29 protein-coding genes are annotated in these 24,478 nt (G+C 62.8%); 17 read left to right on the top strand and 12 right to left on the bottom strand.

Translation table 11 applies throughout. The annotated features are described in order from the left end of the window. Positions 1–127: 127 nt before the first annotated feature. Positions 128–1,108, bottom strand: coding sequence for a tyrosine recombinase (locus C4S68_RS20580; protein WP_103935000.1), 981 nt, complete (start codon positions 1,106–1,108; stop codon positions 128–130). A gap of 339 nt (positions 1,109–1,447) precedes the next feature. On the opposite strand from C4S68_RS20580, the gene ffh reads away from it, so the two are divergent. Beyond that, positions 1,448–2,833 (top strand): signal recognition particle protein, encoded by a 1,386-nt coding sequence (ffh, locus tag C4S68_RS20575; protein ID WP_103934999.1) that lies wholly within the window; start codon positions 1,448–1,450, stop codon positions 2,831–2,833. 8 nt (positions 2,834–2,841) lie between these two features. Here ffh and C4S68_RS20570 read toward each other — a convergent pair whose 3' ends face one another. Both C4S68_RS20570 and C4S68_RS20565 read right to left on the bottom strand, forming a co-directional pair. Next, complete coding sequence (locus C4S68_RS20570) at positions 2,842–3,396, bottom strand: Swt1 family HEPN domain-containing protein (RefSeq protein ID WP_200821605.1); 555 nt, start codon at positions 3,394–3,396, stop codon at positions 2,842–2,844. 37 nt (positions 3,397–3,433) lie between these two features. Further along, positions 3,434–4,147 (bottom strand): DUF5343 domain-containing protein, encoded by a 714-nt coding sequence (locus tag C4S68_RS20565; protein ID WP_103934997.1) that lies wholly within the window; start codon positions 4,145–4,147, stop codon positions 3,434–3,436. Between the two features lie 150 nt (positions 4,148–4,297). Between C4S68_RS20565 and C4S68_RS20560 the strand changes: the two genes are divergently transcribed. Then, positions 4,298–4,615 (top strand): hypothetical protein, encoded by a 318-nt coding sequence (locus tag C4S68_RS20560; protein WP_103934996.1) that lies wholly within the window; start codon positions 4,298–4,300, stop codon positions 4,613–4,615. A 176-nt stretch (positions 4,616–4,791) separates the two neighbouring features. Here C4S68_RS20560 and C4S68_RS20555 read toward each other — a convergent pair whose 3' ends face one another. Then, a complete protein-coding gene (locus C4S68_RS20555; protein WP_103934995.1) occupies positions 4,792–5,070 on the bottom strand; it encodes a hypothetical protein in 279 nt (92 codons plus the stop codon). 273 nt (positions 5,071–5,343) lie between these two features. On the opposite strand from C4S68_RS20555, the gene C4S68_RS20545 reads away from it, so the two are divergent. Next, positions 5,344–5,709 carry an acyl carrier protein gene (locus tag C4S68_RS20545; RefSeq protein WP_103934993.1) on the top strand — a complete coding sequence of 122 codons (366 nt, stop codon included), beginning with the start codon at positions 5,344–5,346 and terminating at the stop codon, positions 5,707–5,709. Here C4S68_RS20545 and C4S68_RS20540 read toward each other — a convergent pair. From C4S68_RS20540 to C4S68_RS20530, 3 genes are all read right to left on the bottom strand, one after another. Next, positions 5,706–6,095: a ribosomal maturation YjgA family protein gene (locus C4S68_RS20540; RefSeq protein WP_235011756.1), complete on the bottom strand. Its 390-nt coding sequence runs from the start codon at positions 6,093–6,095 to the stop codon at positions 5,706–5,708. The two genes, C4S68_RS20545 and C4S68_RS20540, sit on opposite strands and share 4 nt — an antisense overlap. Before the next feature lie 144 nt (positions 6,096–6,239). Then, on the bottom strand, positions 6,240–7,688 hold the full coding sequence (locus tag C4S68_RS23870) for a methyl-accepting chemotaxis protein (RefSeq protein ID WP_103934992.1): 1,449 nt from the start codon (positions 7,686–7,688) through the stop codon (positions 6,240–6,242). 120 nt (positions 7,689–7,808) lie between these two features. Continuing rightward, entirely contained in the window at positions 7,809–8,357 is a 549-nt protein-coding gene (locus C4S68_RS20530) for a hypothetical protein (protein WP_103934991.1), read from the bottom strand. Positions 8,358–8,558: 201 nt separating this feature from the next. On the opposite strand from C4S68_RS20530, the gene C4S68_RS20525 reads away from it, so the two are divergent. The 10 genes from C4S68_RS20525 (at position 8,559) to C4S68_RS20475 (ending at position 16,957) form a co-directional block, all read left to right on the top strand. Continuing rightward, positions 8,559–9,719 carry an acyl-CoA dehydrogenase family protein gene (locus C4S68_RS20525; RefSeq protein ID WP_103934990.1) on the top strand — a complete coding sequence of 387 codons (1,161 nt, stop codon included), beginning with the start codon at positions 8,559–8,561 and terminating at the stop codon, positions 9,717–9,719. A 69-nt stretch (positions 9,720–9,788) separates the two neighbouring features. Continuing rightward, entirely contained in the window at positions 9,789–10,748 is a 960-nt protein-coding gene (cyoE, locus tag C4S68_RS20520; RefSeq protein WP_103934989.1) for a heme o synthase, read from the top strand. Positions 10,749–10,775: 27 nt separating this feature from the next. Continuing rightward, positions 10,776–11,432 carry a leucine-rich repeat domain-containing protein gene (locus C4S68_RS20515; RefSeq protein ID WP_103935094.1) on the top strand — a complete coding sequence of 219 codons (657 nt, stop codon included), beginning with the start codon at positions 10,776–10,778 and terminating at the stop codon, positions 11,430–11,432. Positions 11,433–11,467: 35 nt separating this feature from the next. Further along, the gene (locus C4S68_RS20510; RefSeq protein ID WP_103934988.1) at positions 11,468–12,043 is read left to right on the top strand and encodes a DUF420 domain-containing protein; all 576 of its coding nucleotides are present in this window, start codon (positions 11,468–11,470) and stop codon (positions 12,041–12,043) included. Next, on the top strand, positions 12,044–12,292 hold the full coding sequence (locus tag C4S68_RS20505; RefSeq protein ID WP_235011755.1) for a hypothetical protein: 249 nt from the start codon (positions 12,044–12,046) through the stop codon (positions 12,290–12,292). 317 nt (positions 12,293–12,609) lie between these two features. Continuing rightward, the gene (locus C4S68_RS20495) at positions 12,610–13,089 is read left to right on the top strand and encodes a single-stranded DNA-binding protein (RefSeq protein WP_103934986.1); all 480 of its coding nucleotides are present in this window, start codon (positions 12,610–12,612) and stop codon (positions 13,087–13,089) included. A 159-nt stretch (positions 13,090–13,248) separates the two neighbouring features. Then, positions 13,249–14,103, top strand: coding sequence for a hypothetical protein (locus C4S68_RS20490; protein ID WP_103934985.1), 855 nt, complete (start codon positions 13,249–13,251; stop codon positions 14,101–14,103). Positions 14,104–14,160: 57 nt separating this feature from the next. Next, complete coding sequence (locus tag C4S68_RS20485; protein WP_146072248.1) at positions 14,161–15,723, top strand: PQQ-dependent sugar dehydrogenase; 1,563 nt, start codon at positions 14,161–14,163, stop codon at positions 15,721–15,723. Between the two features lie 64 nt (positions 15,724–15,787). Continuing rightward, a complete protein-coding gene (gene cyaY / locus C4S68_RS20480; RefSeq protein ID WP_103934983.1) occupies positions 15,788–16,123 on the top strand; it encodes an iron donor protein CyaY in 336 nt (111 codons plus the stop codon). Between the two features lie 15 nt (positions 16,124–16,138). Further along, the gene (locus C4S68_RS20475; RefSeq protein ID WP_103934982.1) at positions 16,139–16,957 is read left to right on the top strand and encodes a glycosyltransferase family 2 protein; all 819 of its coding nucleotides are present in this window, start codon (positions 16,139–16,141) and stop codon (positions 16,955–16,957) included. Positions 16,958–16,992: 35 nt separating this feature from the next. On the opposite strand, the gene C4S68_RS20470 is transcribed toward C4S68_RS20475, so the two are convergent. The 3 genes from C4S68_RS20470 to C4S68_RS20460 form a co-directional block, all read right to left on the bottom strand. Further along, positions 16,993–17,760 carry an SDR family oxidoreductase gene (locus C4S68_RS20470; protein WP_103934981.1) on the bottom strand — a complete coding sequence of 256 codons (768 nt, stop codon included), beginning with the start codon at positions 17,758–17,760 and terminating at the stop codon, positions 16,993–16,995. Then, positions 17,757–18,320 (bottom strand): acyl-CoA thioesterase, encoded by a 564-nt coding sequence (locus C4S68_RS20465; protein ID WP_103934980.1) that lies wholly within the window; start codon positions 18,318–18,320, stop codon positions 17,757–17,759. Before C4S68_RS20465 ends, C4S68_RS20470 begins: the two co-directional genes overlap by 4 nt. A gap of 104 nt (positions 18,321–18,424) precedes the next feature. Then, positions 18,425–19,294, bottom strand: coding sequence for a beta/alpha barrel domain-containing protein (locus C4S68_RS20460; RefSeq protein ID WP_200821604.1), 870 nt, complete (start codon positions 19,292–19,294; stop codon positions 18,425–18,427). On the opposite strand from C4S68_RS20460, the gene C4S68_RS23020 reads away from it, so the two are divergent. The 4 genes from C4S68_RS23020 to C4S68_RS20435 all read left to right on the top strand — a co-directional run bounded on the left by C4S68_RS23020 (position 19,272) and on the right by C4S68_RS20435 (position 21,472). Beyond that, positions 19,272–19,952 (top strand): ribbon-helix-helix domain-containing protein, encoded by a 681-nt coding sequence (locus C4S68_RS23020; RefSeq protein ID WP_146072247.1) that lies wholly within the window; start codon positions 19,272–19,274, stop codon positions 19,950–19,952. The genes C4S68_RS20460 and C4S68_RS23020 overlap by 23 nt on opposite strands. Then, a complete protein-coding gene (locus C4S68_RS20445) occupies positions 19,949–20,290 on the top strand; it encodes a type II toxin-antitoxin system RelE/ParE family toxin (RefSeq protein WP_103934976.1) in 342 nt (113 codons plus the stop codon). Before C4S68_RS23020 ends, C4S68_RS20445 begins: the two co-directional genes overlap by 4 nt. 88 nt (positions 20,291–20,378) lie before the next feature. Further along, complete coding sequence (locus C4S68_RS20440; RefSeq protein ID WP_103934975.1) at positions 20,379–20,774, top strand: helix-turn-helix transcriptional regulator; 396 nt, start codon at positions 20,379–20,381, stop codon at positions 20,772–20,774. A 44-nt stretch (positions 20,775–20,818) separates the two neighbouring features. Next, complete coding sequence (locus tag C4S68_RS20435) at positions 20,819–21,472, top strand: nicotinamidase (RefSeq protein ID WP_103934974.1); 654 nt, start codon at positions 20,819–20,821, stop codon at positions 21,470–21,472. 109 nt (positions 21,473–21,581) lie between these two features. On the opposite strand, the gene C4S68_RS20430 is transcribed toward C4S68_RS20435, so the two are convergent. Beyond that, on the bottom strand, positions 21,582–22,841 hold the full coding sequence (locus C4S68_RS20430) for a pyridoxal phosphate-dependent aminotransferase (RefSeq protein WP_103934973.1): 1,260 nt from the start codon (positions 22,839–22,841) through the stop codon (positions 21,582–21,584). A gap of 373 nt (positions 22,842–23,214) precedes the next feature. Beyond that, positions 23,215–24,435, bottom strand: a complete 1,221-nt coding sequence (locus C4S68_RS20425; RefSeq protein ID WP_103935092.1) for an FAD-dependent oxidoreductase — start codon at positions 24,433–24,435, stop codon at positions 23,215–23,217. Positions 24,436–24,478: the final 43 nt, after the last annotated feature.

Raw genomic sequence — 24,478 nt, 5'->3', positions numbered from 1 at the left:
GCGACGCACCAATCTGGTGTTCCAGGCAGATGAAACCGGAGCGAAAGCAGCCCATACAGTAGTGGCCACAAAGCAGTCAGCAGGATAGCTGAAGCCAGAATCGCTGCCGTACGATTCGGCAGACGCTTCACGCCCCCACCTCAACATCGCCCTCTGGCCCCTGGGCCCTGACCCCTGACCCCTCTTTCATCCGCGCCCGCGGATGAAAGCTCCGATGCACCTGCTTCAACCGGTCAATCGCCAGGTGCGTGTACACCTGCGTCGTAGCAATATCCGCATGCCCCAGGATCGTCTGCACCGTCCTCAAGTCCGCTCCATGCGACACCATGTGCGTCGCACAGCTATGCCGCAACTTATGCGGGCTCGCCTGCGAGTTCACCCCGCGCACCATCTGCCACACCGCCTGCGTGGTCAACGCCCGCCCCCGCACGCTGAGAAACAGCTCCCGGACAACGCCACTGCCCGCCTTCCGCGCCCGCAACAACTCCGGTCGCCCCCGCTCCACATACCGCTCCAGAGCCGCAATCGCCGACACCCCGATCGGCACAATCCGCTCCTTATCGCCCTTGCCCCGAACCTGCACCGTAGCGCTCTGCAGCCGCAGATCCTCCTGCCGCAGCGCCACAATCTCCCCCACGCGCAGCCCGCCCGCATACAGCAGCTCGACCATCGCCGCATCCCGCAACGCCAGCGCATCCGCATCGTCCGCCCGAGCCGCCGCACCCAGTCGCTCCAGCATCTCGTTGACGTCATCCTCCGCCAGAGCCTTCGGCAGCACCTTCCACGCATTCGGGCTCTCGATATTCACCGTCGGGTCCCGCTGAATCCGCTTGTCCTTCAGCAGCCACCGGAAGAACCCCCGCAGGCAACTCAGCTTCCGCGCCACCGACCGCGACTCCTGCCCATGCTCCCGCAGATGCTGCATGAACCCCGCAACATCCTCCTGCGAAGCCACCATCAACGTCCGCCCGGCACCATCCAGAAACTCCGCAAACATCTCCAGGTCGCTCCGGTACGCCTCCACGCTCAGCGGACGCAGTCCCCGCTCCACCCGCAGATGGCTCGCGTACTCCCGCAGCAGCGTCACATCACTCGTCCCGGCAGCCATCTCTCGATTGTGTCGCCCCGCCGCTCCCCGCACCAGCCCTCACCCCCGATCCCGAACCAAGCCAGACACGAACCCGCCCCCACACTTGCCTTTCCCTTTGTGGTTCTTGCCTTTCTTGTTGTTATCCCCGGAGGGGATCTGCTGCTTCGACTCCCTATGCTGCTCTTCCTCATCCCTCCAGCGCGCCCCGCGCGCGACCTGACGACCTCATCGCTCTACAGAAATCCGCTCTCCTACATCCCGCCACCAATCCCGTGGCACACCTTAGCGCCCTCAGCCTCCTTAGCATTCGCCTTTCCCCGGAAACCGCATCCCGTTCCCCGTAAAATAGAAACTGCCATGTTCGAGACCCTCACAGACAAGCTCCAGCGCTCCTTCAAGTCCCTCCGCGGCCAGGGCACACTCACCGACGAGAACATCAACGACGCCCTCCGCGACATCCGCGTCGCCCTCCTCGAAGCCGACGTGAACCTCACCGTCGCCCGCGATCTCATCGAGCAGGTCCGCGCCAAGGCCATCGGCGCCTCCGTCGCTACAGCCCTCAACCCCTCCGAGCAGATCGTCAAGATCGTCTCCGACGAGCTCCTCAACGTCCTCGGCCGCGACACTGCCAAGTTCAAGTTCGCCTCCCAACCCCCCACCGTCATCCTCATGGCGGGCCTCCAGGGCTCGGGTAAAACCACCTCCTCCGGCAAGCTCGCCACCTGGCTCAAGAAGGGCGGCCACCGCCCCCTGCTCGTCTCCGTCGACGTCTACCGCCCCGCCGCCCGCGAGCAGCTCAAGGTCGTCGCCCAGTCCGTCGGCGCCGCCATCTACGAAGGCGCCTACGACGCCGCCACCGACAACAACACCGCCGCCGTCCTCCGCCTCGCCAAGGCCGCCTACAAAGAGGCCCGCAACTTCGCCCACGACATCCTCATCGTCGACACCGCCGGCCGCCTCGGCATCGACGAGGCCCTCATGGACGAGATGGCCGCCCTCAAAAAGGAGCTCAACCCCTCCGAGATCCTCTTCGTCGCCGACGCCATGACCGGCCAGGACGCCGTCAACTCCGCCAAGGCCTTCAACGACCGTCTCCAGATCACCGGCGCCATCCTCACCAAGATGGACGGCGACTCCCGCGGCGGCGCTGCGCTCTCCATCCGCCAGATCACCGGCGCCCCCATCAAGTTCCTCGGCACCGGCGAGAAGCCCGACGCCTTCGAGCCCTTCCACCCCGACCGCATCGTCGGCCGCATCCTCGGCATGGGCGACATCGCCACCCTGCTCGAACGCGCCGAAGAAAAGCTCGACAAGTCCAAGGCCACCGCCTTCGCCCAGAAAGCTCTCATGGGCGACGGCTTCACCCTCGACGACTTCCGCGAACAGCTCCGCCAGATCAAGAAGCTCGGCAGCATTCAATCCATCATGAAGATGATGCCCTCGGTAGGCCCCTTCGCCGGCATGCAGCAGGCCGCCTCCCAGGTCGACGAGAAACAGTTCGGCCGCGTCGAAGCCATCATCAACTCCATGACCCAGAAGGAACGCCTCAACTCCGCCATCATCAACGGCAGCCGCAGAAAACGCATCGCCAAAGGCGCCGGAGTCGAAGTAGCCGAAGTCAACCGCCTACTGAAACAACACGACCAGATGGCCAAAATGTTCAAAACCATGGGCTCAGGAGGAGGCAAAATGCAACAACGCCTCATGTCCCAACTAGGCGGCGGCCAAAAGTTCGGAAGGTAGGTTGCAATTCATTCCATCAGCCGAAACCAATCGCGCAGCGCGAGGCTAAGCCGTACCTCCTCATCCTCTGCGAGCGGGCAGCAGTGCGCGATGGGATTTCGTAAGGAATTTAGACTGCCGACCACCTTCTCGACAGCCTTCTTACTCGTGAAAATACCGCCGAATGAATTCCAATTTACGACGATTATCGTGCCGAGCTCGCCGAACGTCGTGAAGTCTAACTCATCGTCCGACCGCCGGCTTACGCCAGAATCTATTTCCGCCTTGATGCGACCGCTGACGTCTAGCTTGATCTGCTGGGGCACGCAGTCAGTCGCCCACCAGTCGTCCGTTCCCTTCGACTCGGTAAGCGTGACATTAACAAGGTCTCGGACAGACACCTCCAAACAATAGAAAAGCTCGTAGTGCCGCGCCATACGATGAGCTTCCGCCCTGATACGAGCAGGAAATTGAGGATAGTATGCGTCCTCAGCGGCATTGGCGCCGCTGGCGAGATGCCCGAGGTCGACCCCGTGCGCCGCCCCAATGCGCAAGAGATCATCCGCGAGCATCTGATTCGTCATTCCGAATTCCTTGATCCTGCCCAGGACTCCTGAGTTCTCATTCGCCATATGACAAGAGGTGCTCCTTTAGGCTACGGAAAATCGCATTAAACACGGCTTGATCTGTGGTGGCGGGTAAATTCAGATTGATGGTGTACCCCAAGCGCAGGCCAACGCCCTCGTATTTGCTTCGATCTGCCCCTCCGGGCCGACTGCCCCCGCTGCTCCCCTCTTGGATACTCGTCTGCTGAACTTCGCCGTCTCCAGGCTGCGCCGCAGCGAAATCGGCGTATTCCCTCAGCGCGTTCAGGGTGTAGAGAATCTGCTTCGCCGCAGAACTATTGAGTTCAGCCCCGGTGACTTCGACAATCAGATTAAGTAAGTCTTTGTCATCCAACTTGTAAAAATACTCTCGGGAGTCCCCTAGGGGCTTGTATCCATATCTAATGGCCGCCGCCATTGCGGCCCCTCCCGAGGTCTTATTGCGAAATCGCTTATACAGCTCAGTGGGACTGCCGTCAGATGCCACAAAGCCAATCTTCTTCAAGAACGGGATGACAGCGGCTCCTGTCCCGCCCTTCATCTTCAGGATGGTATTTACAAAATCGAGATGAACGCGTTCAGGCGCCGCCGCCTCCCTAATGCGATCGAGGGCGGTCTTGATCGAACCTGGAGATGCAAGATAGGGCAACTGGGTGCCGAGCTTCTTCGAGCTAGCCTTACCTGCGGCCTCCGTAGGAGCCACAACTGCCGGATTCGATACCTCTGCCATAAGCCGACCTTTCTTGAATCATCGCCATCATGATAGCCACTGACGGTACCACAGTATAAGAGGAATGGCACGCACCTGAAGTGGGATACGGCATTTGCTTGGCAAGCGCGAATTTCTGCGGTAACCTTTGTGCGAAACTGAGGAGGCGTCTTGGCCAGCACGAAGAATGCGGGGAAGTACAAGAAGCTCGACGTTATAGGCGGGAACAAATCGATAACTCTATACGTGGGTCCTAAGATCCACCACTCATGGGACATCGTCAGCGAAAAGCTTGACCTTTTCGCGGGCGCACATTTAATCAATTTACTTGAGGCTGCGCAGGAACAGGGCAAGAGGCTCGGACGCGCCGAAGTGATGGAGAAAATGACGAGCCTCCAGAACGAAATCGACAAGGAAATCTCCAAAATCGAGAAGACTACCAACTACAAGACCCCCGGCCGTCCGAAAAAGAATCCGAAAAAGAAATAGTTAGGCGGGTGGCCCATGTCTCCCGAAGGACCACCACAAATCGGGTGCCCATGTCTCGATTCTGAGACATGGGTTCGCAGGATGCCCCGCAAGACCACCCATCCCGAACCACCACAAGTCTCCCCCAAACACCCGCACCACCACCACGTCTCAAACGCGAGACGTGGGGCGCCCACTTACTCGGACTCAGGTATCTTCCTCACCCGTCCATCCGGCCCGAGCTTCTCTCCCAACCCGCCGCGCCTCCGCGCCAGCGCCGGATACTCCACCTCCACCACCCCAACCTCACCGCCCCACCACTGCCGGAAGCTCGACCACGCCCACTCCTCCGGCCCCGCGACCACCCGGAAGGGCCCGGTTTTAACCGGGCCAAAGAGCCCCCGCCGCAGGCGCTTCCGCTCTGCCGAAGGCTGGAGTGCAGGCGGAGCCGCAACGACGGAATTGCCTTTCCTCAACTCGGCTCTCCCGCTACGATTGCGGTCATGCTCTGCCGCTGTGCTTGCCAGGAAGAGTCAAAAACCGGCTTCAGGCCCGGCCACGATCAAAAACTCCGCTCGAAGCTCGAAACGCGCGTCGGGGGCCTATTGAACCTTGAGCGGCTCGTCGAGTCAGCAGAGGCCTTTGCGCGCGGGGACAAGGCGGCGGCGCAACTCGAGTCAGAAGTTCACGCCATCTTTAACCCACCGCTCCCCACGAAGAATCCCTGACAATCGGAGTTGCCTTCCCCCATGGGCCTCGACGCCGTAGAACTCGTCCTCCGCTGCGAAGAAGTCTTCGCCATCACCCTCGCCGACGACGAAGTCCGTGACATTCACACCGTCCGCGAGCTCTACGCGCTCCTCTGCGCCAAACTCAAGCTCATTCCCACGCCGAACCTCGTCACACCCGATCACCTGCCCGCCATCTCCACCATCACCGGCAGAACGCTCCTCTTCTTCCACAAGCGCGAGAACCTGCCGCCACCCGCTCCCGACACATGGACCCCGGACCTCGTCTGGTCCTATCTCATCGCGATCTTCGTCGACCAGCAGGGCCTCGATCCCGTCCAAGTCCTCCCCGACGCCGAGATCGTCCGCGACCTCGGCATCGATTAGCCGCGAGTCGCCCGCAGCCACGAGTCCAACCAAGCCCCCGCCCCTATCGCCATCAGGTACGCCAAGATATCCCACCACGAAAAGATCCGCCCCAGCAGCAGGATCCCCGCCAGCGTGTACCGAAACGCATCCAGCCCCGGCGACCGATAGAGCTTCAGAAACTCCACACCGGTAGAGATCGCCCCAGCTACCAGCGCGGCCGAATACAAATGCAACCGCGGCAGCAGCGTCGAGACGACCCAATAGATCGTCAGCGCCCACAGGCACGACCCGCCGTACTTAACCACAAACCCCGGCAGCCCCAACCGCGAGAACCGCACCGCCAGCCCGCCTGCAATCGTCGCCGCCATCAGCGCCACGGACAGCGCGACAGAACGTCGTGGCAACACCCCGCCCACCCAATCTCCATCCATCATCACGACCCCGCAGGAAGCACTCGGCTCGCAACCAGCATCATCACGCACTAATTACCAGTGTGCCGCCACAGCATCGTGACATACGCCTCACAGATCTTTAGCAGCACAGCCCACCTACCGCCGTCTCACCGCCACGGCCTCGGCGCCCACCATCGCGCTCAGCCCAGCCGCCACATCCCGCAGGCAGTCCGACTGCGCATTCAGCTGCTCTGCCGCCGCTGCGCTCTGTTCCGCATTGGCCGCGCTCTTCTGCGTCCCTTGCTCCATCCGTCGGATCGAGCGCCCAATCTGGTCGATGCCCTGCCCCTGCTCTTCGCTGCTCAGACCAATCTCTTCCACCAGCAGCTTCATCGACACAAACACCTGGTTCACCTTCTCGCCCGACTCCACCACCGTGCCCATCGTCGCCCGGCCCGCATGCGAATTCCCCACCGACTTATCGATCAGCACCGTAATCTCTTCCGAAGCTCCCGCGCACCGCTGTGCCAGGTTGCGGACCTCTTCAGCCACCACCGCAAACCCCGCGCCCGCCTCACCCGCCCGCGCCGCCTCCACCGCCGCATTCAGCGCCAGGATGTTCGTCTGGAACGCAATCTTGTCGATCACCTGCAGAATCTTCGCAATCTGCGTGCTCGACTCTCCGATCGCATCCATCGCCACCACGCAGTCCGCTACCGCGCGCTTCGATTGCTCCGTGCTCGCCACCGCTTCGTTCACCAGCGCCGTCGCATTCCGCGCGCTCTCCGTGTTCCGGCGCGCCATCGCATTCACCTGCTCCGACGAGGCCGACGTCTCCTCAATCATCGCCGCCTGTTCCGATGTGTCCCGCGCCAGCGACTGGCTCGACTCCGCCACCTGCGTCGCTGCCCCCAGAATCTGGTCGCAACCTTCCGCCAGGCTCACCACCGTCGCACTCAGGGAAGCATTGATGCCCCGAATGCTGTAGATAAGGAACGCCCCGATCACCACCGACAGCAGCATCAGCACCACGCTCAGCGTGCGCTCCGGGCCCACCGCAGCCGACGCATTGTCGGCATACTTCGAAGCTCCCTGGTTCTCGTTCTCTGCAAGCTTCTCTCCCGATTCCCGGATCGCCGCGACCACCGGCATCAGCTTCTCGTCGTAGAGAGCGTCCGCCTCCGCAAGCCTCCCGCGCTGCACCATTTCGAACATCGTGTGCGTGCCTTCGCCCACAAACTTCAGCTTGTCGAGAATCTCCTGCTGCGCGAGGGCCCTCAACTCCGGCCTGGACGTCTCGCTGATGAACTCATCGACGTACTTCGTCATCTCTGCGACATCTTCCGCGTAGTGCTCATCGGCCCGGCGAGCCGCCTCCAGGTCGTTCCTGTGCGCGCTCAGCAGCAGACCGTTGGTGGTCGCCAAACCGTCCGCGCCAATCGTATTCATGGCCCCGGTCAGGTAGATATTCCTCGAGTAGTGGTGCCCCAGCCGATCGACACTCGCCCCCAGGTCACCCACATTCCATATGGCAACGCCGCCGATAAACAGCGTCAAACCCAGCATTGCCCCGAAGCTCGTGAACAGCTTCTTTCCGATCGTCATGTACTACTCCAATTGCGCCCAGATTCTGGAACCGTTAGAAACCGCTCCACAAGCGGGCCAGTGATAGCTCTATCGTCCAATAACGGACATCGTTCACCGGCTCGCAGACACCGGCCCACGTCATCCCGCTAAGCCAGCGCGCTGACCTTGGCCATGAGGTTGCTTTCGGCCGACTGCACACGAACCGCTCGCGCTCGCCCCGGGCAGGTTCCCCACCGAAGCCGTGTAGGTTCCGCCAGAGCTCTGCACGCTCGCGCCATAGCTCTTTCCGCCCACGGTCACTGAGAACGCTGCCGCCACCTCGTCGGCCGACGAAACCGCCGCCGCATTCGCTGCGCCCGATCCGGCACCGCCCCCCGAGCCGCCTGATCCTGACGCTCCAGACGGCTTAGCCGAGCCGGAACCCGACGATTTGGACGAGCCCGCGCCTGCTGAACCGGACGCCGTCGAAGTCGCGGAGTAGGTCTCCGAGGCTCCTGAAGCTGGTGCCGTGGCGGCACTCTTCGTGGCAGCCGACGGAGTATACGTATCGACCGGAAGCGATGCCTGCGGGGATGTTGCAGCAGCCGGGCTTGCTACAGCAGGCGTCGCCGGGCTCTTCGCTGCGCTGATCGCCCCTTGCAGCTCCGAGGCGAGGCTGCCGACGCCGGACACGCTCGAGACCAGCATGATCTTCCTCCGACCGGCAATCGCGAGAGCCGGCACATCGCTCTATCGGCGGCCGCACCCCAGCAATTCACTGCAACACCAGCGAGAGACTCCGATCGCGCCGATACTCGGCCACGCCCGAAAGAAACTGTCCACAAATCACCATCCCGCAACACCGCTGCCTCGACACACGCATCGCCGCCCCGCTACCCTCATACCGCCATGCAGCCGCTCACCCAGCTCTCCGACGACGAAACTCTCTTCCGCGACACCGTCCGCGAATTTGCCCGCGCTGAAATCGCCCCCCTCGTCCGCCACATGGATGAGCAGCAGGCCTTCGACCCCGCACTCCTCACCCAACTCCACGCCCTCGGGCTCATGGGCATCCAGATCCCCGAGCAGTACAACGGCCCGGCGGGAACGCTCTTCCAGGCAGTCCTCGCCGTCGAGGAGATCTCCGCCGTCGACCCCGCCGTCGGCGTCCTGGTCGACGTCCAGAACACCCTCGTCATCAGCGCCCTCATGCGCTGGGCGACGGAAGACCAGAAGACCCACTGGCTCCCCCGCCTCGCCGAGTCCCTCACCGGCGCCTACGCCCTCTCGGAAGCCAGCTCCGGCTCCGACGCCTTCGCTCTCAAGTGCCGGGCCACCAGAGCGGCCGATGGCAGTTACGTCCTCAACGGCTCCAAGCTCTGGATCACCAACGCCAGGGAAGCCGGTCTCTTCCTCGTCTTCGCCACCATCGATCCTGCAGCGGGATACAAGGGCATCACCTGCTTCCTGGTCGAAAAAGGCATGCCCGGATTCTCCATCGGACGTAAGGAAGACAAGTTAGGAATCCGCGCCAGCTCCACCTGCGAGTTAGTCTTCGCGGAGTGCCGCATCCCAGCCGCGAATGTCCTCGGCGGCCCGGAGTTCGTCGGCAAAGGCTATAAGATCGCCATCGAAACCCTCAACGAAGGCCGCATCGGCATCGGCGCTCAGTTAGTCGGCCTCGCGCAGGGAGCGCTCGATCACGCCCTGAAGTACGCCCGCGAGCGCAAGCAGTTCGGCAAGCGTTTGGCCGAGTTCCAGGCCATGCAGTTCCAACTCGCCCGCATGGCCATGGAGGTCGAAGCTGCACAGCTGCTGGTCTACAACGCCGCACGCCTCAAGGACGCAGGCCAGCCCTATCTCAAAGAGGCCGCCATGGCCAAACTCTTCGCCAGCGAGGTCGCCGAACGCACCGCCTCGCTCGCCGTGGAGGTCTTCGGCGGCGCCGGCTTTGTGAAGGACTACCCCGTGGAGAAGCTCTACCGCGACGCCAAGATCGGCAAGATCTATGAGGGCACCAGCTTCATGCAGCTGGCGACCATCGCCAAGCTGGTATTGGGCGATAGCTGAGCGCCAGGCAAGCTGCTTCCAGCACCAGATCGCCCTCACGCGGTATCCTTGAGTGTTGACAGATTCCTGATGCCAGCCGCCATCACCACATCTCCGGCCATCCGCTCGCGCAGTGGTTTCTCCACGCTGCTGTCGGACTACGCTCTGCTGACGAAGCCGCGCGTCTCGCTGATGGTCATCATCACCGCGGGTGCGGGGTTCTACCTCGGCTGCCTGCGTTCAGGCATCAGCCCCTTCAGCCGCTCGATGGTTGAGGCGCTCTTCGGCATTGCGCTGGTCACAGCAGGTTCCAGCGCGCTCAACCAGGCGCTCGAGCGTCGTACCGACCGCCTGATGATCCGCACCGCGCAGCGCCCCATGGCGCAGCATCGCGTCGGCCTGGTGCATGGCCTGCTGATCGGCTTCCTGCTCATCTGCGGTGGTTCGCTGTACCTCTCGTGGGCCACGAACATGATTACGGGCACGCTGACGCTGCTCACCGCCGCGAGCTACGTCGGGGTCTACACGCCGCTCAAGCGCATCACCACGCTGAACACCTTCATCGGGGCCTTCCCGGGCGCGCTGCCGCCACTCATTGGCTGGACCGCCGCGCGCGGCATCATCGAGTGGCCCGCCGTCGCACTCTTCGCGGTGCTCTTCATCTGGCAGTTCCCACACTTTATGGCCATCGGCTGGATGTACCGCGAGGAGTATGCAGGAGCGGGTATCCGCGTGACCGCCAGCCAGAAGCCCCTGGGCTGGGCCGCCAAGTCCACCGCGATCCAGGCCATCTTCTATGCGGTGATCATGATTCCCGCCAGCCTGTGGCTCGTGCCGCTCGGAGTCGACGGCAAGTTGTACGGCGTGGCAGCGCTCGCGCTGGGCCTCTGGTACCTGACCGCTTCGATCCAGTTCGCAAAGATCGCCGGCGACCCGGAGAATCCCGACGCCCGCAAGCTCGCCCGGCACCTGCTCAAGGTCAGCGTGATCTACCTGCCGCTGCTGCTCGCTGCCATGATGCTGGATGCCCGCGGCCGCCTGTTCTTCTAACTCTGGCAACGCAGACCGATGACGGGCATGACTAGCATAGAGACCCTGAATCTCTGGAAGAAACGTCTTGGCGCCGTCCCCGAGCAAGTGTGGCAGCAAACCTGCATCCGCGTGCTCATCCTCGCCGACAACGACCTTACAGAGATCTCGCCCCAGATCGGCCGCCTCTCCAAGCTTCGAACGTTGGATCTGGGACATAATTTGCTTACCGAACTACCCGGCGAGATCGGTGAACTTCATGGTCTCAGCGACTTCCTTTATCTACATGACAATCAGATCACCGCACTGCCTCCGTCTCTTGCAGGACTGCAGCAGCTCCGCTATCTGAACATCAGTCAGAACCGGTTTGCGCATCTGCCAAAGTGCGTCGGTTCGCTCTCGAGCCTCGTCGAGCTTCGGGTGACGGATAACCACATCTCCGAATTGCCCAGCTCCATCGCAGGCCTGGTGAAGCTGCGCGAACTTCATCTTCGAAACAATGCCCTGCGAACACTTCCGGATGCCATCGCGGACCTGACGGAACTTCGCCAACTGGACCTGCGCGGTAACCCGATCGAATCCCTCCCGGATGCGGTGGCCGCACTGCCAAAGCTCGAAAAGCTTGACCTGCGTTGGGTAAACGGTCTCGAGCCGCCGTCGTGGTTCGACGCACTGGAGGCGCGCGGCTGTCTGATCTACCGTTAGCTGCACGGCCCTCCTGCCGGTACACTGAAGAAGCCATGACACCGCAGTCCAGCACGCTTCCCGGCGCGACGAGCGCACGCACACCCGCCTCGGTGGTTTGGGGCATCATCGCCGTCAGCGTAGTCGCCAGCCTGTTCATCTTCTGGCTCGTCTACGTGCATCCTCCCGTGGACGCCGCCGCGACCAGCTTCCGCTTCCTGCCCGGCCTCAACGCCGTGCTCAATGCGCTTTGTGCCATCGCACTGTTGGTCGGCCTCAGCAAGATCAGGAGCCGCGACATCACCGGCCACCGCAACGCCATGTTCGCGGCGTTCATCGTCTCCAGCGCCTTCCTGGTCAGCTACCTCGGCACCTACTTCCTGCATGGCGAGACGCGGCTGCCCATCGCGCACACGGGCTGGCTCTGGTACACCTACGCGATCGTGCTCTTCGCGACGCATATTCCGCTGGCTATCGTGTGCCTCCCGATGATCCTGATTACGTTCTTCCTGTCACTCACCGGGCGCTTCCCGGCGCACCGGAAGATCGCGCGCTGGACCTATCCGATCTGGCTTTATGTCTCCGTCAGCGGTGTCTTTGTGTATCTGCTGCAAGCGGTCGTGCACAAGTAGATGGCAGCCCAGACAGCAATCCGGCCCGACACACGTAAGCTGCTGATGACCGGCGGAGTGATCTTGCTGGTCGCCGCGATCGCGGCTCTGCTGCTCTATACCGTGCTGGGCGGCGTGACCAAGCAGGGCCCCCACAACAATGCGGGCTGGCTGGCGCTCATGCTGGTGATGGGGGCCGGGCCCACCGCGGTGCTCACACTCGTCTTGGGACTCGCCAAGCTCATCGGCGATCTGCGTGGGCGAGAGTAGGCTCTTCAGCCAAGGGTAAGAGTCCAAATTGGGAGTGCTGGGGCGACCGATGACACTACTTCGGATGGGTTTGATCCTGGCGATCACCGGTGCGATCGACGTGGCTGCTTGCTCGAGGAACACGATCATCCTCGGGATCTGCGGTCCTGTCGGCCCACTCGCAGGTCCCGCCGCTGCAGGGTTGCTCGCCATCATGGCAGGCGCGGGGCTTGTTGTCGCACACGGCGTCCGACTCACACGCCATCGTCGACGCTAACTCCGCGTTTTCCCGCCACCTTCCTCTGCTATCCTCAACCTGCGAAACGGAGAGTTTTCCAATGGCAAAGGGCGTTAACAAAGTCTTCCTTCTCGGCAATGTAGGCAAGGACCCCGAGATCCGTACGACCGCAGGCGGCATGACCGTCGCAAGCTTCTCGCTGGCCACCGCGGACCGGCAGAAGGACTCGACCGGCAACTGGGCCGACAAGACCGAGTGGCACAACCTCGTCTGCTTCCAGCGCACCGCGGAGATCGTTCGCGACTACGTGAAGAAGGGCACCCAGATCTTCGTCGAAGGCAAGATCCAGACCCGCAGCTGGGATGACAAGACCAGCGGCGAGAAGAAGTACCGCACCGAGATCCTCGTCAACGAGCTTTCGCTTCTGGGGGGCCGCGGCGAATCCGGCGGCTCCGGCGGTGGCGGATACGAGCGCAGCTCCAGCTCCGGCGGCTACTCCGGCTCGCGCGCTGCAGCCCCGGCAGCCTCCTCGCCGGACTACGGCGACGTGGGTATCACCGACGACGATATCCCCTTCTAGCCCAGAGGGTTGCGCGACGCCTCTCGCACGGGAGCCGCGCAACCCTTGGCGCTTCACCTGGACTGCCAACCTCCGATGATTCGCCGCAGAACCTCAGTCGCTCTCTTGCTGGCCCTTCTCTCTGTGGGAGGTGCGTCGGCGCAGCGGCATAGCGATGGAATGTCGCCCCCGACAGCCCCGCCGCGTTCCCAGCCGATCCTCCCCATCAGCACCGGGCTTGGCCCCCTGCAGTTCCAGCAGGTCGACTACGGGGTTCCCGCTCCGCAGGCGCTTACGCGGCAGCTGCAGGCCGATGACGACCGCACCCGCGCAGCAGCCCTCTCGGCCATCGGAGCCCCTGCGCAGTACCTTCAGCGCGGGCACATCCCCACGCCGCGCGCTCTGCAGCTCGAGTTCGCGCCGATGGGCCAGAACGACGATCAGGATGCGATCCTCACCGCCGAGCTCGACCAGCACATCGTCAGCGCGATCCTTGTCCCCGCAGACGGCCTGTGGCGGCGCGTAGGCACGGTGATCTTCCCCACAGCATCCGCCGACGCCACGATGCTGCCCTCCACCTTCCTGCGCGTCGCACGTTCCGTGCTGCAGAAGGGGCGTTATCGCGCGATCTTCACCGCGGCCACGTCGACACCATCAGGGGACGGCGCAGAGAATCAGGGCTTCATGCGGGTGATCAACAACAAGGCGGTTGTGGTGATGAGCTTCGTCTCCGAGCTGCGCACCTGCGACACGGGGCACGGCAAGGGCCACGGCGGATGTGACCTAACGCTGCGCTGGGTGCAGCCCGACCTCTCCGAGCCAGTAGGGCAACACACGATGCTGGTCAGCGGACTGGGCAAGCTATCGCCTCAGGAGGCAGCGAGCCCGCTCTCCCACGCACGGGAGTTCGAACTCACCCGTCTGCGCAGCTTTGTGTGCCAGCCCTTTGTTTTCAACGACGCATCGCAGCACTATGAGCCGTCTGCCCAACCTGCGTCCTGCAATCTGCCTCGGGATGACTCTCGCGGCCGCTGAGTCGCCGGAGTGGCCGTGGGCGTCTCCTTCCCTTCGAGTCGCGTCTAAACGGAGGGCATGTTTTCTTTGATGTTTCCTTCGACCGCGGACACGGTCCTGCTTCGCCGTTCCACTGCATCCGCTCTTCGCAACGCTGTCGTTCGTAGACTTGCTGCTCTTGTTGTCACTGCTGTTGTTGTCGCTGCACCTGCGTTGTCGGGCGCGAGGTTGGTCGCCCAGGCTCCGCTGATCCCCCACACCATCACCTACGCTCCCGGAAAGAGCATCACGCTGGCAATGCCCAGGGGGCTCACCGTCGATGTGGCGGCCACGGGGCTGAAGCGTGTACGTTTCCTGACGATGTCTCCGGACAATCGCGTCTTCGCGACCGGGATGTTCAACCTGGCGGACAATACGAATGGCTCGGTCTACATCCTCGAGGGCTGGGACGCCGCCACGCAGCGCTATACGCACGTCACGCATTACCTCGACCACCTGCGCAATCCGAACAACCTGGCGTTTTATACGGAGCCGGCAAGTGGCGGCAACCCCGGCGCGATGTGGCTCTACGTTCCGTTGACCGACAAGCTGGTCCGCTATCGCTACAACCCCGGCGATGAGGCCCCCAGCTCCGAGCCCGAGGTGCTGATCCGCTGGCCTGACTACGGCCTGAGCTACAAATACGGCGGCTGGCACCTGACCCGGACCGTCGCCGTCGCGAATTTGCACGGCCACACGCGCGTCTACGTCGCCACAGGATCAAGCTGCAACTACTGTCAGGAGCGCGAGGTGGCACGCGCGGCCATCCTCAGCATGAATCCTGACGGCAGCGACCAGAAGGTGGTCGCCCACGGGATGCGCAATGCCGTGGATCTTCGCTGGGTGCCGGAGGTTGATGGCGGAGCTCTGTTCGCGACCAACATGGGCGACGACCACCTGGGCGACCAGCTGCCGGAGGACACCTTCTTCGAGCTGGACTCCAATAGCCATGCTGGGCCCATCGCGGCTGCCACGGCTCCCAACTACGGCTGGCCCACCTGCTACTTCGCGCATGGGAAGGCAGTCCACGATTCGACCCCTCTGCCAACGACCAGCACCGAGAACGACCCCAAGGTGACCTCCGCGCAGACGCCGCAGGTGAAGGCCCACCGCAAGGCCAATGCGGACTCGGTGTATGGCTATCAGCAGGGTGTGGCCGCAGCAGGGACGAACCTTGCCGCCGGCGGAGGCCACGCGGACGGTGTCGATCCCAATGCCGCGCTGGGCAAGCCCCCAGCGCCCTTGTCGGACTGCTCGCAGGTGCCCGCCGCGTACACCACCTTCGCGGCGCATAGCTCGCCGCTCGGCATGGCGTACTTCGACGCGAAGTCGCCGATCCTCGGGGGGACGGGCGGAAGCTTCGTCGTGGCGCAACACGGCGCAAGCCACCCTCATATTGGAACGGGCTACCGGCTGGTGCGCTTCACCGCCCAGGACCGCACACCGAAGCCACTCATCACCGGTTTTCTTGGCGGCGGCATCACCTCCGCCAAGGTCGACGGAAGACCCTGCGGATTGTTGATCCTGGGTCCGGATACCTTCCTCCTTACCGATGATTACCTTGGCCTCGTCTACATCGTGCATCCCGTGAAAGCACAGTGAACGCCCCTCGATCGCACAAGGCCGGGTTGCGCTTCGCCCGGTTGCCGGTACACTACGAGTGAAAATGATCGACGAAGCTACCTTCCGACGTGAGTCCGACAGCGCCCTCGAAGCGCTCAAGCAGTCCCTGTTTCGTGCTGAAGAAGAAGGCGGTTTTGAAGCCGAAGAGAAGAACGGCGTGCTCAACGTCCTGTTTGAGGATGGCGGCACCAAGTTCGTCTTCACGCCCAACACGCCCGTACGCCAGATCTGGATCTCGGCGCTCACCTCCAGCTTCAAGCTGGAGTGGAACGAAGGCGAGTCTGCTTTCGTGCTTCCGAAGACCGGCGAAAACCTGATGAAGCTGACCCAACGCCTGCTGCAGGAACAGCTCCAGGACGACTCCATCACTCTTGCCTGAGCTCCGACGACGCCTATGCCGCTGCTCTCTGTTGCGATCATCACCCTGAATGAAGAGGCCAATCTGGCCCGCACCCTCGCCAGCGTCGTTTGGGCGGAAGAGATCGTCGTGGTCGACTCCGGGTCCACCGATCGCACCGTCGCGATCGCAGAGAGCTACGGCGCGCGCGTCATCCAGCGGCCGTGGCCGGGCTTCGCGGAACAGAAGAACTTCGCCATCTCGGAGTGCACCGGCACCTGGATTCTGACGCTCGATGCGGATGAGGAGCTGTCGCCCGAGCTGCGCGACCAGATGCGTACCCTTCTGGCCAGCAGCCCCCCCTACGATGCCTTCTTCCTGCAGCGCCGGAACCTGTTCCTCGGGCGTTGGATCAAGCATGGCGGCTTCTACCCGGATCCCAAACTGCGGCTGTTCCGCCGCAACGCGGCGAACTTCACGCTGACGCCGAAGTTTGAGAATCGCCCTGTGCATGAGATCGTCTCGTTCGATGGAGAGGCGGGGACGATGGACTTCGACCTCATCCACCACGCGTATCCGACGCTCTCGACCTATATCGAACACATGGACCGCTACAGCTCACTCGGAGCGGACCTGCTGATCGAACGCGGCAAGGTCTGCCGGTCGTGGATGGCCTTCGTCTTCCGCATCCTGCTGGCGCCGGTGTGGACCTTTTTCTGGAACTACATCATCCGGTTTGGCTTCCTGGATGGACGCGAGGGCCTGATGCTGCACCTGTACCACTCGGTGTACTCCAGCTGGAAGTACGCCAAGGCCTGGGAGCTGGCCCGGACACGCGAGCGCGAAGGCGCACGGACGCGACAGATTGTGATCTAGAGCATGTGTGCCGCAAGCAGTGCGCCGAGAAACATCTACCAGGCGATGGGTTTGCCGTCGTGGAAGAAACCGCCGGTAGGGCCATCCTCGGGCAGCGTGGCGAGCTCCACCTCGGTCTTCGCTCCGGCCTCGGCGTTCAGCGGCGCAGCGTCGCCGCCGAGGTCGGTCTTCACCCAGCCGGGGTGTGCGGAGTTCACCTTGATCTTCGTGTTGCGGAGCTCGTGTGCAAGCGAGATAGTGAACATGTTCAGCGCGGCCTTCGAGCTGTTGTACGCGAAGAGCTTGGTCGCATAGGTGGGTGAGCCGGGCGTGGCCTGCAGGCTGACCGAGCCGAGAATGCTCGACACGTTCACGATGCGCCCTGCTGCTGACTTGCGCAGCAGAGGAAGCATCGCCTGCGTGACCGCGACCACCGCAAAGACATTCGCTTCGTAGGTCGCTCGGAGGCTGGTCATATCCGTCGCGCTGGTGGAGTTCACCGTCCAGCTCTTCTCATGCATGACGCCAGCGTTGTTGACCAGCGCATCCAGCACACCGCATTCCGCACCGATCTTCTTTGCCGCGGCGTCGATGTCGCTCTGCTTCGTCACGTCGAGCTTGAGCACGCGGGCGTCAATACCTTCAGCGCGCATGCGGCGCGCGGCGATCTCACCCTTCATCGCATCGCGCGAACCGACGTAGACGATATAGCCCATTCGGCCCAGCTGACGCGCTGTCTCAAAGCCCAGTCCCTTGTTAGCTCCGCTGACCAGGGCGACCTTCCGGCCCTCGGTTCCTGCAATCGCATCCTGTGGCGTGCTCATGCGAGTTCTCCTCCATTGGCTCCGGGCTCGGAAGAGCCAGCCAGCTTGGCGATCCCTGATCCGGCGGCGTTTCCGTGGATCTCGTGCACCAGTCTCCGGAAGCGCTCGGCATACTCGGAAGGCAGCTCTGCTCTCTTGAAGTCTGGCCCCAACGCCATGTGCACGGTTTCTCCCTCGCACAGGACGAGCCTATCGACGATGCGGACGATGGAGTAACGAAAACGCACGATCGGGCCTCGAATGCCCGTCATCGTGGCGCGCACCGCTAATTCATCGTCATATTTTGCCGGAGCTTTATAGCGAGCGGTCGCTTCCAGCACGGCGAGCATCACATTGGTCTCGCGCTCCATGGTGCTGTAGTCCAGCCCCATCGCACGCAGAAACTCCACACGCCCTACTTCAAACCACACCAGGTAGTTGGCGTGGTACACGACGCCCATCTTGTCGGTCTCGGCATAGCGCACGCGTACGCGCGATTCCACGTACCCGCGCGCGGCGATCGCGTCGTCGAGTTCCCGGTCGACAGCCGTCTCGGGCGCCTCTTGTGGTTCAGTTGCCATCCGTAAAGTCTAGCGTTCGCGCTGTGCAAGACGCGTCCCTACGACGGGAGGGGGACTCCGGCTAGGTGCCTCGTCCCGATCCCCCGGCCGTCGCGCCCGGCACTCTACTGCACCATGCCGTACTTCTTCGCGATGTCCTTGCTCGATGCGATCAACCGATCCAGAGGTTCGAGATCGGGAAGCTCCGCCCCGAGGTGCTTCAGGGTCGCGATCAGCAGCTCGGTCGAGACATTGCCCACCAGCGCGTCCTGCGCGAACGGCACCGTTCCCGTGCCGCCAATCGTTCCATCGAAGCGCCGGCAGCCTGCGTCATAGGCGGCCTTGATCTTCAACGGAGCCTCTTCCACCTTCGAGTGCAGGTGCACCCCGACCTCGAGGCCATCGTGCACTCCCATGACGCAGGAAAGAACGTTGCGGATCGTGTCCGCGCTCGCCGTCCCTGCGGTGTCGGCGAGGGAGACCGCGAGCACACCCGAATCGACCAGGATGTCCACCGCACTGACGACCTCGTCGATGTCCCACGCGTCGCCATAGGGGTTGCCGAAGGCCATGGAGAGGTACCCTACGGTGTCCATGCCGGCCTTGTAAGCGATCTCGCCAATCTGCTCCAGCTGCTCGACCGCATCCTCCGGGGTCTGGTTCTGGTTCCGCTCGAGATAGGTGGGCGAGATGGAGTACGGAAAGGCCAGCGTCGTAACGCGACCGCTCTCGGATGCCCGCTCGGCCCCACGCGCATTCACCGCCACGCCGATGATCTCGACCTCTTCGGGTGCGTCCAGGTACTCGAGGACGTATTCGGAGTCCGCCATCTGCGGCATGGCGCGCCGCGACACAAAGCTCGCCGCGTCAATGTACTGAAATCCTGCCTGCACCAGCTGCCGCAGGTAATCTGCCTTCGCCTCGGGACTGATGATCTTCGGCAGATTCTGCCAGGCGTCCCGCGGACATTCGATGATCTTTACCAATTCACTCAACGTGCACTCCTGCTTCCCTGCGCTCCTGAACGCCGCGCACTCGCAAATCCCTGCGCCGCTTTCCCCAACGCACCATATCTCTGATGACGCTGAGAAGCAAACCGACTCCTGCGAAGAGCCAGGAAAGGGCAAGCAGCTTTTCCCACCAGTAGGTCTCCCGCCACATGAAGCACGGGTTGAATCCCACCTCTGGCGCGGCGTCGTCCTGCCGCGAGGCGGCTTGAACTGGCGACACACGCAGACCGGAAAACTCGCACGGGCCCCTCTGAAGCTGCGCATCGAGATAGAGGCCTCCCGTGAGGAGCAGCCAGGCAATGGACCAGATCACCGTCGATCACGAGATCACGCCACACCTCCCTTGACACCATCCCGGGAACTGTCATCCTATGCAGGTATGGCATCTACGATCAACATCACGCTCCCGGAATCACTGAGCAAGTTCGTTGAAGCCCAGGTAGAGGCGGGAGCGTTTGGCACGCCAGGCCAATACATCCGCGAACTCATCCAGGAAGACCGCGAGCGGAGAGTTCGGAAGCTTGAGGATCACTTGCTGAGCGCGCTGCACGACGACGAAGGATTTATCGAGATCCCGGAGGATGTGCTCGAATCCGGCGATGTTACCCCTTTCCTTGAATCGAGTCTGCATCAGCCCAAATGACCGCACAGAAGATCAAGATTCGAGTCGCGCGGATTGCTCGGATCGAGATCGCGGAACAATCTGCGTACTATCGCGAAAAAGCTGGCGAAGAGCTTAGTAATCGTTGGCGAACTTCGGTGAATCGAGCGATCCAGTCGCTGCGGATCCTTCCCGAACGAGGAGCTCCCGCCAAAGCCTCCCTGCCCGAACTCGCGGGCCTGCGCATGTTGCACCTTGAAGGTTTCCCCAAACACCTGGTGTTTTACGTTTACGACGGCAACATCCCGCAGGTAGACATCCTCAGCGTCGTGCACGGAGCACGCGATCTCTCGGCGCTGCTGCGGGATCCTTCCGAATAGGCCTGCCCTCACATCTGCGGCGCCGCAGCGAGTGGCCGTATACTGGGCACCCATGGCGACCCGGCAACCACACGACCAAGCCGAACTGATGCTGAAGCCTCGCGAGGCCGCAACGGCGCTCGGCGTCAGCTACCCCACGTTGAAGCAGTGGATCCTCTCCGGCAAGCTGCATACCGTGAAGACTCCCGGCGGGCATCACCGCATCCCGGAGAGCGCGCTGAAGCCGTTGACGCAGAGCCGCAGCGAAGAGCCGGCGCGCACCTCGCGCGAGCGCTATCGCAGCATCAGCGGGCGCAACCAGCTCGTGGGCCGCATCGCCGAAGTGAAGATCAGCGGCCTGCTCGCCAAGGTCGTGCTCGACATCGGCGACCAGCGCGTCACAGCCATCATCACCGCCGACGCCGCACGCGAGATGCAGCTGCGCCGCGGACAGACCGCGGCCGCCCTGGTGAAAGCCACCGAGGTCATGATCGAGCGCGTCTAGTGATCGATTCTCAGCCAAGCGCAAGTCAGCAGTAGACTGACAGCATGACGCCGCACCTCACCCCCTGCTCCACGGATTGCCTCATCGTCATCGACATGCAGCGCGACTTCCTGCCGCGTGAGGCTGGCTTCGAAGGCGCGCTCGGCGTGCCGCGGGGCGAGGAGATCCTCGCGCCCATCGAAGCGCTGGCAGCTCGCTTCGAGCACGTCGTCCTCACCGCGGACTGGCATCCTCAAGGACACATCTCCTTCGCGAGCACGCATGAGAGGCCGCCCTTCGAGAGCATCGAGGCAGCCTACGGACCGCAGATGCTTTGGCCGGATCATTGTGTCCAGAACACCAGTGGAGCGGAGATCGCGGTCGACATTCCGCACGCCGAGCTGATCCTGCGCAAGGGCTTTCGCCAAACCATCGACAGCTACTCGGCGTTCCTCGAGAACGACCACATGACGCCTACGGGGCTCGCAGGCTACCTGCGCGAACGCCAGCTGCATCGGCTGTTCTTCGTTGGGCTGGCGTATGACTTCTGCGTAGGATCCTCCGCAGTCGATGGCGCCAAGATGGGCTTCGAGTGCGTCGTGATCGAAGAGCTTACCCGCGCGGTGAACGTGCCCGTGGCCGGATCGCTCAGCTCCGTTGACGCCATGCGCCAGTCACTTGCCAGCCAGCACGTCGCAACGAGGACGGCCAGCCTGTAGCACGAAGCTTCTCCACTTTTCACTTCCCACTTGTCACTCACCACTCCCCGCACAAAAACGAAGGCCCCGGATCTCTCCGAGGCCTTGCTGTTGACGAGGTGCGCAAAGCTCAAGCGCGCCAGAGCTCGGACGGCATGTCGAGCTCGGCGTGGAGCGAAGCACTGACGGTGGCCGGCGGCATGTCCATGCACTTGACGAAGGCGGTCTGGAACTTCTCCATCTCCGGCTTGGTGCCGACGGTGACGCGAACATAGTTGGGCATCGCCGACCAGGAGCGGCCGATGACAACGCCTTCCTTGATCATGTTGCCCATGAACTCGCGACCGGGGCGGTTGACGTCGACCATGAACATGTTGGCCTGGGAGCCGGGGACGATCTTGTAGCCGCGCTTGTCGAGGAACTCAAGCGTGGACTCGCGGATGTCGGTGTTGATCTTCTTGCGCTCCGGAACCAGCTTCGGATCAAGCAGGCTGGCGTGCGCCGCAGCCGCGGCGAAGAGCGACACCGAAGCAACATTGCGCAGCGAGATCTCCGGAGAGATGGTCTGGAACTTGGCCAGCAGGTCGGGGCGCCCAAAGGCAAAGCCCGCGCGGACGCCAGCCATGCCGTAGATCTTCGAGAACGTGCGCATCACGATCACGTCCTGGTCGGCAACGACCTGGTCGATCACGGACTCATCGTTCGAGAAGTGGAAGTACGCTTCGTCGACGATGACCACGGAGCCCTTGGGCTTGTTCTTAATGAGCCAGAGGATGTCTTCCTTCGGCGTCATGGTGCCCGTCGGGTTGTTGGGGTTCACGATGTAGAACGCGCCGGCGTTCGGATCGGCTGCGAGCATCGCCTTCACGTCGTGCGCGTAGGTCTTGGTCAGCGGCACCATCTTCAGTGGGGCCTTACAAGTCGCTGCGGCGCGGGGACCCTGCTCATAGCTGGGATCGGCGCAGACCAGACCCTTGGACGGGCTGATGTTGGACATCAGCGCCATATCGAGCGGACCACCCGAACCCGGGAAGAGTTCGACGTAGCCCGGCTTGAGGCCGAACTGCTCGCTGATGGTCTTGACGGTCGCAGCAGCGACGCCGAAGCGGTCATAACGGCCGCCCGACACGCCCACCTGGCCGACGGCCGCCAGAGCCGAAGCAGCGGGTCCGAGGGGATTTTCGTTGGAGCTGATGATGACGGCGTCGGGAGGAAGGTGGCTGAAGTCCGGCATGCCGCTGCGGCGACGCGGCGTGGTGTCGGCGGCCATCTGCTGGGCAAACGCGTTCGGTGCGAGACCGGGAACCACCGCGGCAGCCGCGGCACCCGCGCTGATCCAGCGCATAAAGTTACGTCGCGAGACTTCCGAGCTACACTTTGTCACTTCCATTTGCCATTCTCCTGAGGTGGAACCGGGTGAAGGTGCGACGATGCGGACTCCAGGAGCTTGACGCCCGGATACACGGGGGCCAGCGTCCTGACAGAGGCGGGAACGGTCTGTTGGTGAAACGACGGCTGCGTTTCTAAAAGTTGGAAGGGTTATTCCGACTCTCACACTACCGCATTCCTCAACATTTGCAAAGCTGAAACACGGTGGAAACCCGCCTGTGATGCGGGATTTAGCCCGATTGCGGAGCGAGGGCCCAGTATTCACGCTGCTTCGCGGCACTTCGCGCCCGACGCAATCTGCGTCGGGCGAAGCACTTGCGATATCGCTGCAAGCCGTTTTGGCCACCCACGATTGACCCGCAGAAGGCTCAGGCTCAAGGCTTCATCTTCGCTTGCATGCGGCTGTAGAGCTCGGCCAGAACGTTGATTCCCTGCTCCGCATACGCGCGATCAGGAGCCTCGTTGGTGTCGTTCCAGCCTTCGTCCTCGCCGCCTTTGCTGTACTGCATCACGATGCCATCGCGGCGCGCGAGCATGTTCAGACCGTTGTAATTGAGCCCATACTGCGCGCCCTCCTGCGGGATGAGCCAGGCGATCTGACCACGCACGGGAACGATGCTGTCGTCGTTGAACAACGCACGCGAGCCATACCCCGTGCACACGACGATCACCTTCTCCGGCAGTGAAGCGAAGTCCTGCGGCGAATGAAACTCGCGATCTACAAACGTGCCGCCGGCAAGGAGAATGTCGCTGGTGAGCTGCCGCGAGTAACCCGCCACGTTGAAGCTCATCGAGGAGGTGCGGGCCACATACTTCGTCGGGAACGGCGTCGATCCCGGCGGCATCACCTCCTGCTTCGGCACAAGGTCGGCGATGCGATCGTCGAGATGCGCGAAGTCATGAATCTGCGGCACAGAGGAGGCGCGACGCTCTCCGGGCTTACGCTCTTCGTCCCAAAGGCTGTAGCGATCGGTCCACTCGATAGGCGCACCGGGCGTGCCGAGGAAGCTCTGGTAGTAGGCGAACGAGGTGCGCGCCATCGACTCCCACTTTGTGGCGAAGTCCGGGCCCATGGCGGAGCTCAGCGCGATGCGCGACGAAGGCGTCCAGCTGCCCGTAGCGCGCGAGCTGCGGGTGTACGGCGCACGCTCCTTCGCATAGACGGTCACCTTCGCTCCGGCACGCTGCAGAATCGTAGCTGCGGTAAGCCCCAGGGCTCCCGCGCCGATCACAGCAATCTCGCGTGCTCCCTGCGCGGCCTCCATCGCCATCTTCGTGACGACATCCGCGCATCCCCAGGAGAGCGACCAGCCGCTACCCCCGTGGCCGTAGTTGTAGACCACCGTCTTGTCGCCGATCTTCTCGGCTTCCATGCGCGGCCCCTGCGCTCGAAATGGACGCAGGCAGACAGTGATGCGGAAGATTCGATCTGTGTGAACGCGGATCGGCACGAGCGGCTGATACGCGTCATAAAACGGCAACGCTGGCGCCAGGCCCACCGCTGGGGACTTCGCGGTCTTTCCGCAACCACTGAGTCCAAGCACACTGGAACCAGCCAGTGCTGCCGAACCATAGAGAAACTGGCGGCGACTCACTTCCCCGCCAAACTTCGGTACTTCCCCCACAACGACCTCTCAG

This window comes from Bryocella elongata (assembly GCF_900108185.1).
Lineage (GTDB): Bacteria > Acidobacteriota > Terriglobia > Terriglobales > Acidobacteriaceae > Granulicella > Granulicella elongata.
The sequence above is the reverse complement of the archived record's forward strand: the minus strand, read 5'-3'. Positions and strand labels throughout refer to the sequence as shown.

What these genes read in the sequence shown, in the direction of transcription:
- C4S68_RS20580 (WP_103935000.1), bottom strand. Translation starts at nt 1,108, where the DNA reads ATGGCTGCCGGGACGAGTGATGTGACGCTGCTGCGGGAGTACGCGAGC.
- C4S68_RS20530 (WP_103934991.1), bottom strand. Translation starts at nt 8,357, where the DNA reads ATGCTGGTCTCGAGCGTGTCCGGCGTCGGCAGCCTCGCCTCGGAGCTG.
- C4S68_RS20525 (WP_103934990.1), top strand. Translation starts at nt 8,559, where the DNA reads ATGCAGCCGCTCACCCAGCTCTCCGACGACGAAACTCTCTTCCGCGAC.
- ffh (WP_103934999.1), top strand. Translation starts at nt 1,448, where the DNA reads ATGTTCGAGACCCTCACAGACAAGCTCCAGCGCTCCTTCAAGTCCCTC.
- C4S68_RS20475 (WP_103934982.1), top strand. Translation starts at nt 16,139, where the DNA reads ATGCCGCTGCTCTCTGTTGCGATCATCACCCTGAATGAAGAGGCCAAT.
- C4S68_RS20430 (WP_103934973.1), bottom strand. Translation starts at nt 22,841, where the DNA reads ATGGAAGTGACAAAGTGTAGCTCGGAAGTCTCGCGACGTAACTTTATG.
- C4S68_RS20435 (WP_103934974.1), top strand. Translation starts at nt 20,819, where the DNA reads ATGACGCCGCACCTCACCCCCTGCTCCACGGATTGCCTCATCGTCATC.
- C4S68_RS20465 (WP_103934980.1), bottom strand. Translation starts at nt 18,320, where the DNA reads ATGGCAACTGAACCACAAGAGGCGCCCGAGACGGCTGTCGACCGGGAA.
- C4S68_RS20470 (WP_103934981.1), bottom strand. Translation starts at nt 17,760, where the DNA reads ATGAGCACGCCACAGGATGCGATTGCAGGAACCGAGGGCCGGAAGGTC.
- C4S68_RS20445 (WP_103934976.1), top strand. Translation starts at nt 19,949, where the DNA reads ATGACCGCACAGAAGATCAAGATTCGAGTCGCGCGGATTGCTCGGATC.
- C4S68_RS20505 (WP_235011755.1), top strand. Translation starts at nt 12,044, where the DNA reads ATGGCAGCCCAGACAGCAATCCGGCCCGACACACGTAAGCTGCTGATG.
- C4S68_RS20495 (WP_103934986.1), top strand. Translation starts at nt 12,610, where the DNA reads ATGGCAAAGGGCGTTAACAAAGTCTTCCTTCTCGGCAATGTAGGCAAG.
- C4S68_RS20565 (WP_103934997.1), bottom strand. Translation starts at nt 4,147, where the DNA reads ATGGCAGAGGTATCGAATCCGGCAGTTGTGGCTCCTACGGAGGCCGCA.
- C4S68_RS20515 (WP_103935094.1), top strand. Translation starts at nt 10,776, where the DNA reads ATGACTAGCATAGAGACCCTGAATCTCTGGAAGAAACGTCTTGGCGCC.
- cyoE (WP_103934989.1), top strand. Translation starts at nt 9,789, where the DNA reads ATGCCAGCCGCCATCACCACATCTCCGGCCATCCGCTCGCGCAGTGGT.
- C4S68_RS20510 (WP_103934988.1), top strand. Translation starts at nt 11,468, where the DNA reads ATGACACCGCAGTCCAGCACGCTTCCCGGCGCGACGAGCGCACGCACA.
- C4S68_RS23870 (WP_103934992.1), bottom strand. Translation starts at nt 7,688, where the DNA reads ATGACGATCGGAAAGAAGCTGTTCACGAGCTTCGGGGCAATGCTGGGT.
- C4S68_RS20490 (WP_103934985.1), top strand. Translation starts at nt 13,249, where the DNA reads ATGTCGCCCCCGACAGCCCCGCCGCGTTCCCAGCCGATCCTCCCCATC.
- C4S68_RS20570 (WP_200821605.1), bottom strand. Translation starts at nt 3,396, where the DNA reads ATGACGAATCAGATGCTCGCGGATGATCTCTTGCGCATTGGGGCGGCG.
- C4S68_RS20545 (WP_103934993.1), top strand. Translation starts at nt 5,344, where the DNA reads ATGGGCCTCGACGCCGTAGAACTCGTCCTCCGCTGCGAAGAAGTCTTC.
- C4S68_RS20485 (WP_146072248.1), top strand. Translation starts at nt 14,161, where the DNA reads ATGTTTTCTTTGATGTTTCCTTCGACCGCGGACACGGTCCTGCTTCGC.
- C4S68_RS20440 (WP_103934975.1), top strand. Translation starts at nt 20,379, where the DNA reads ATGCTGAAGCCTCGCGAGGCCGCAACGGCGCTCGGCGTCAGCTACCCC.
- cyaY (WP_103934983.1), top strand. Translation starts at nt 15,788, where the DNA reads ATGATCGACGAAGCTACCTTCCGACGTGAGTCCGACAGCGCCCTCGAA.
- C4S68_RS23020 (WP_146072247.1), top strand. Translation starts at nt 19,272, where the DNA reads ATGATCTTTACCAATTCACTCAACGTGCACTCCTGCTTCCCTGCGCTC.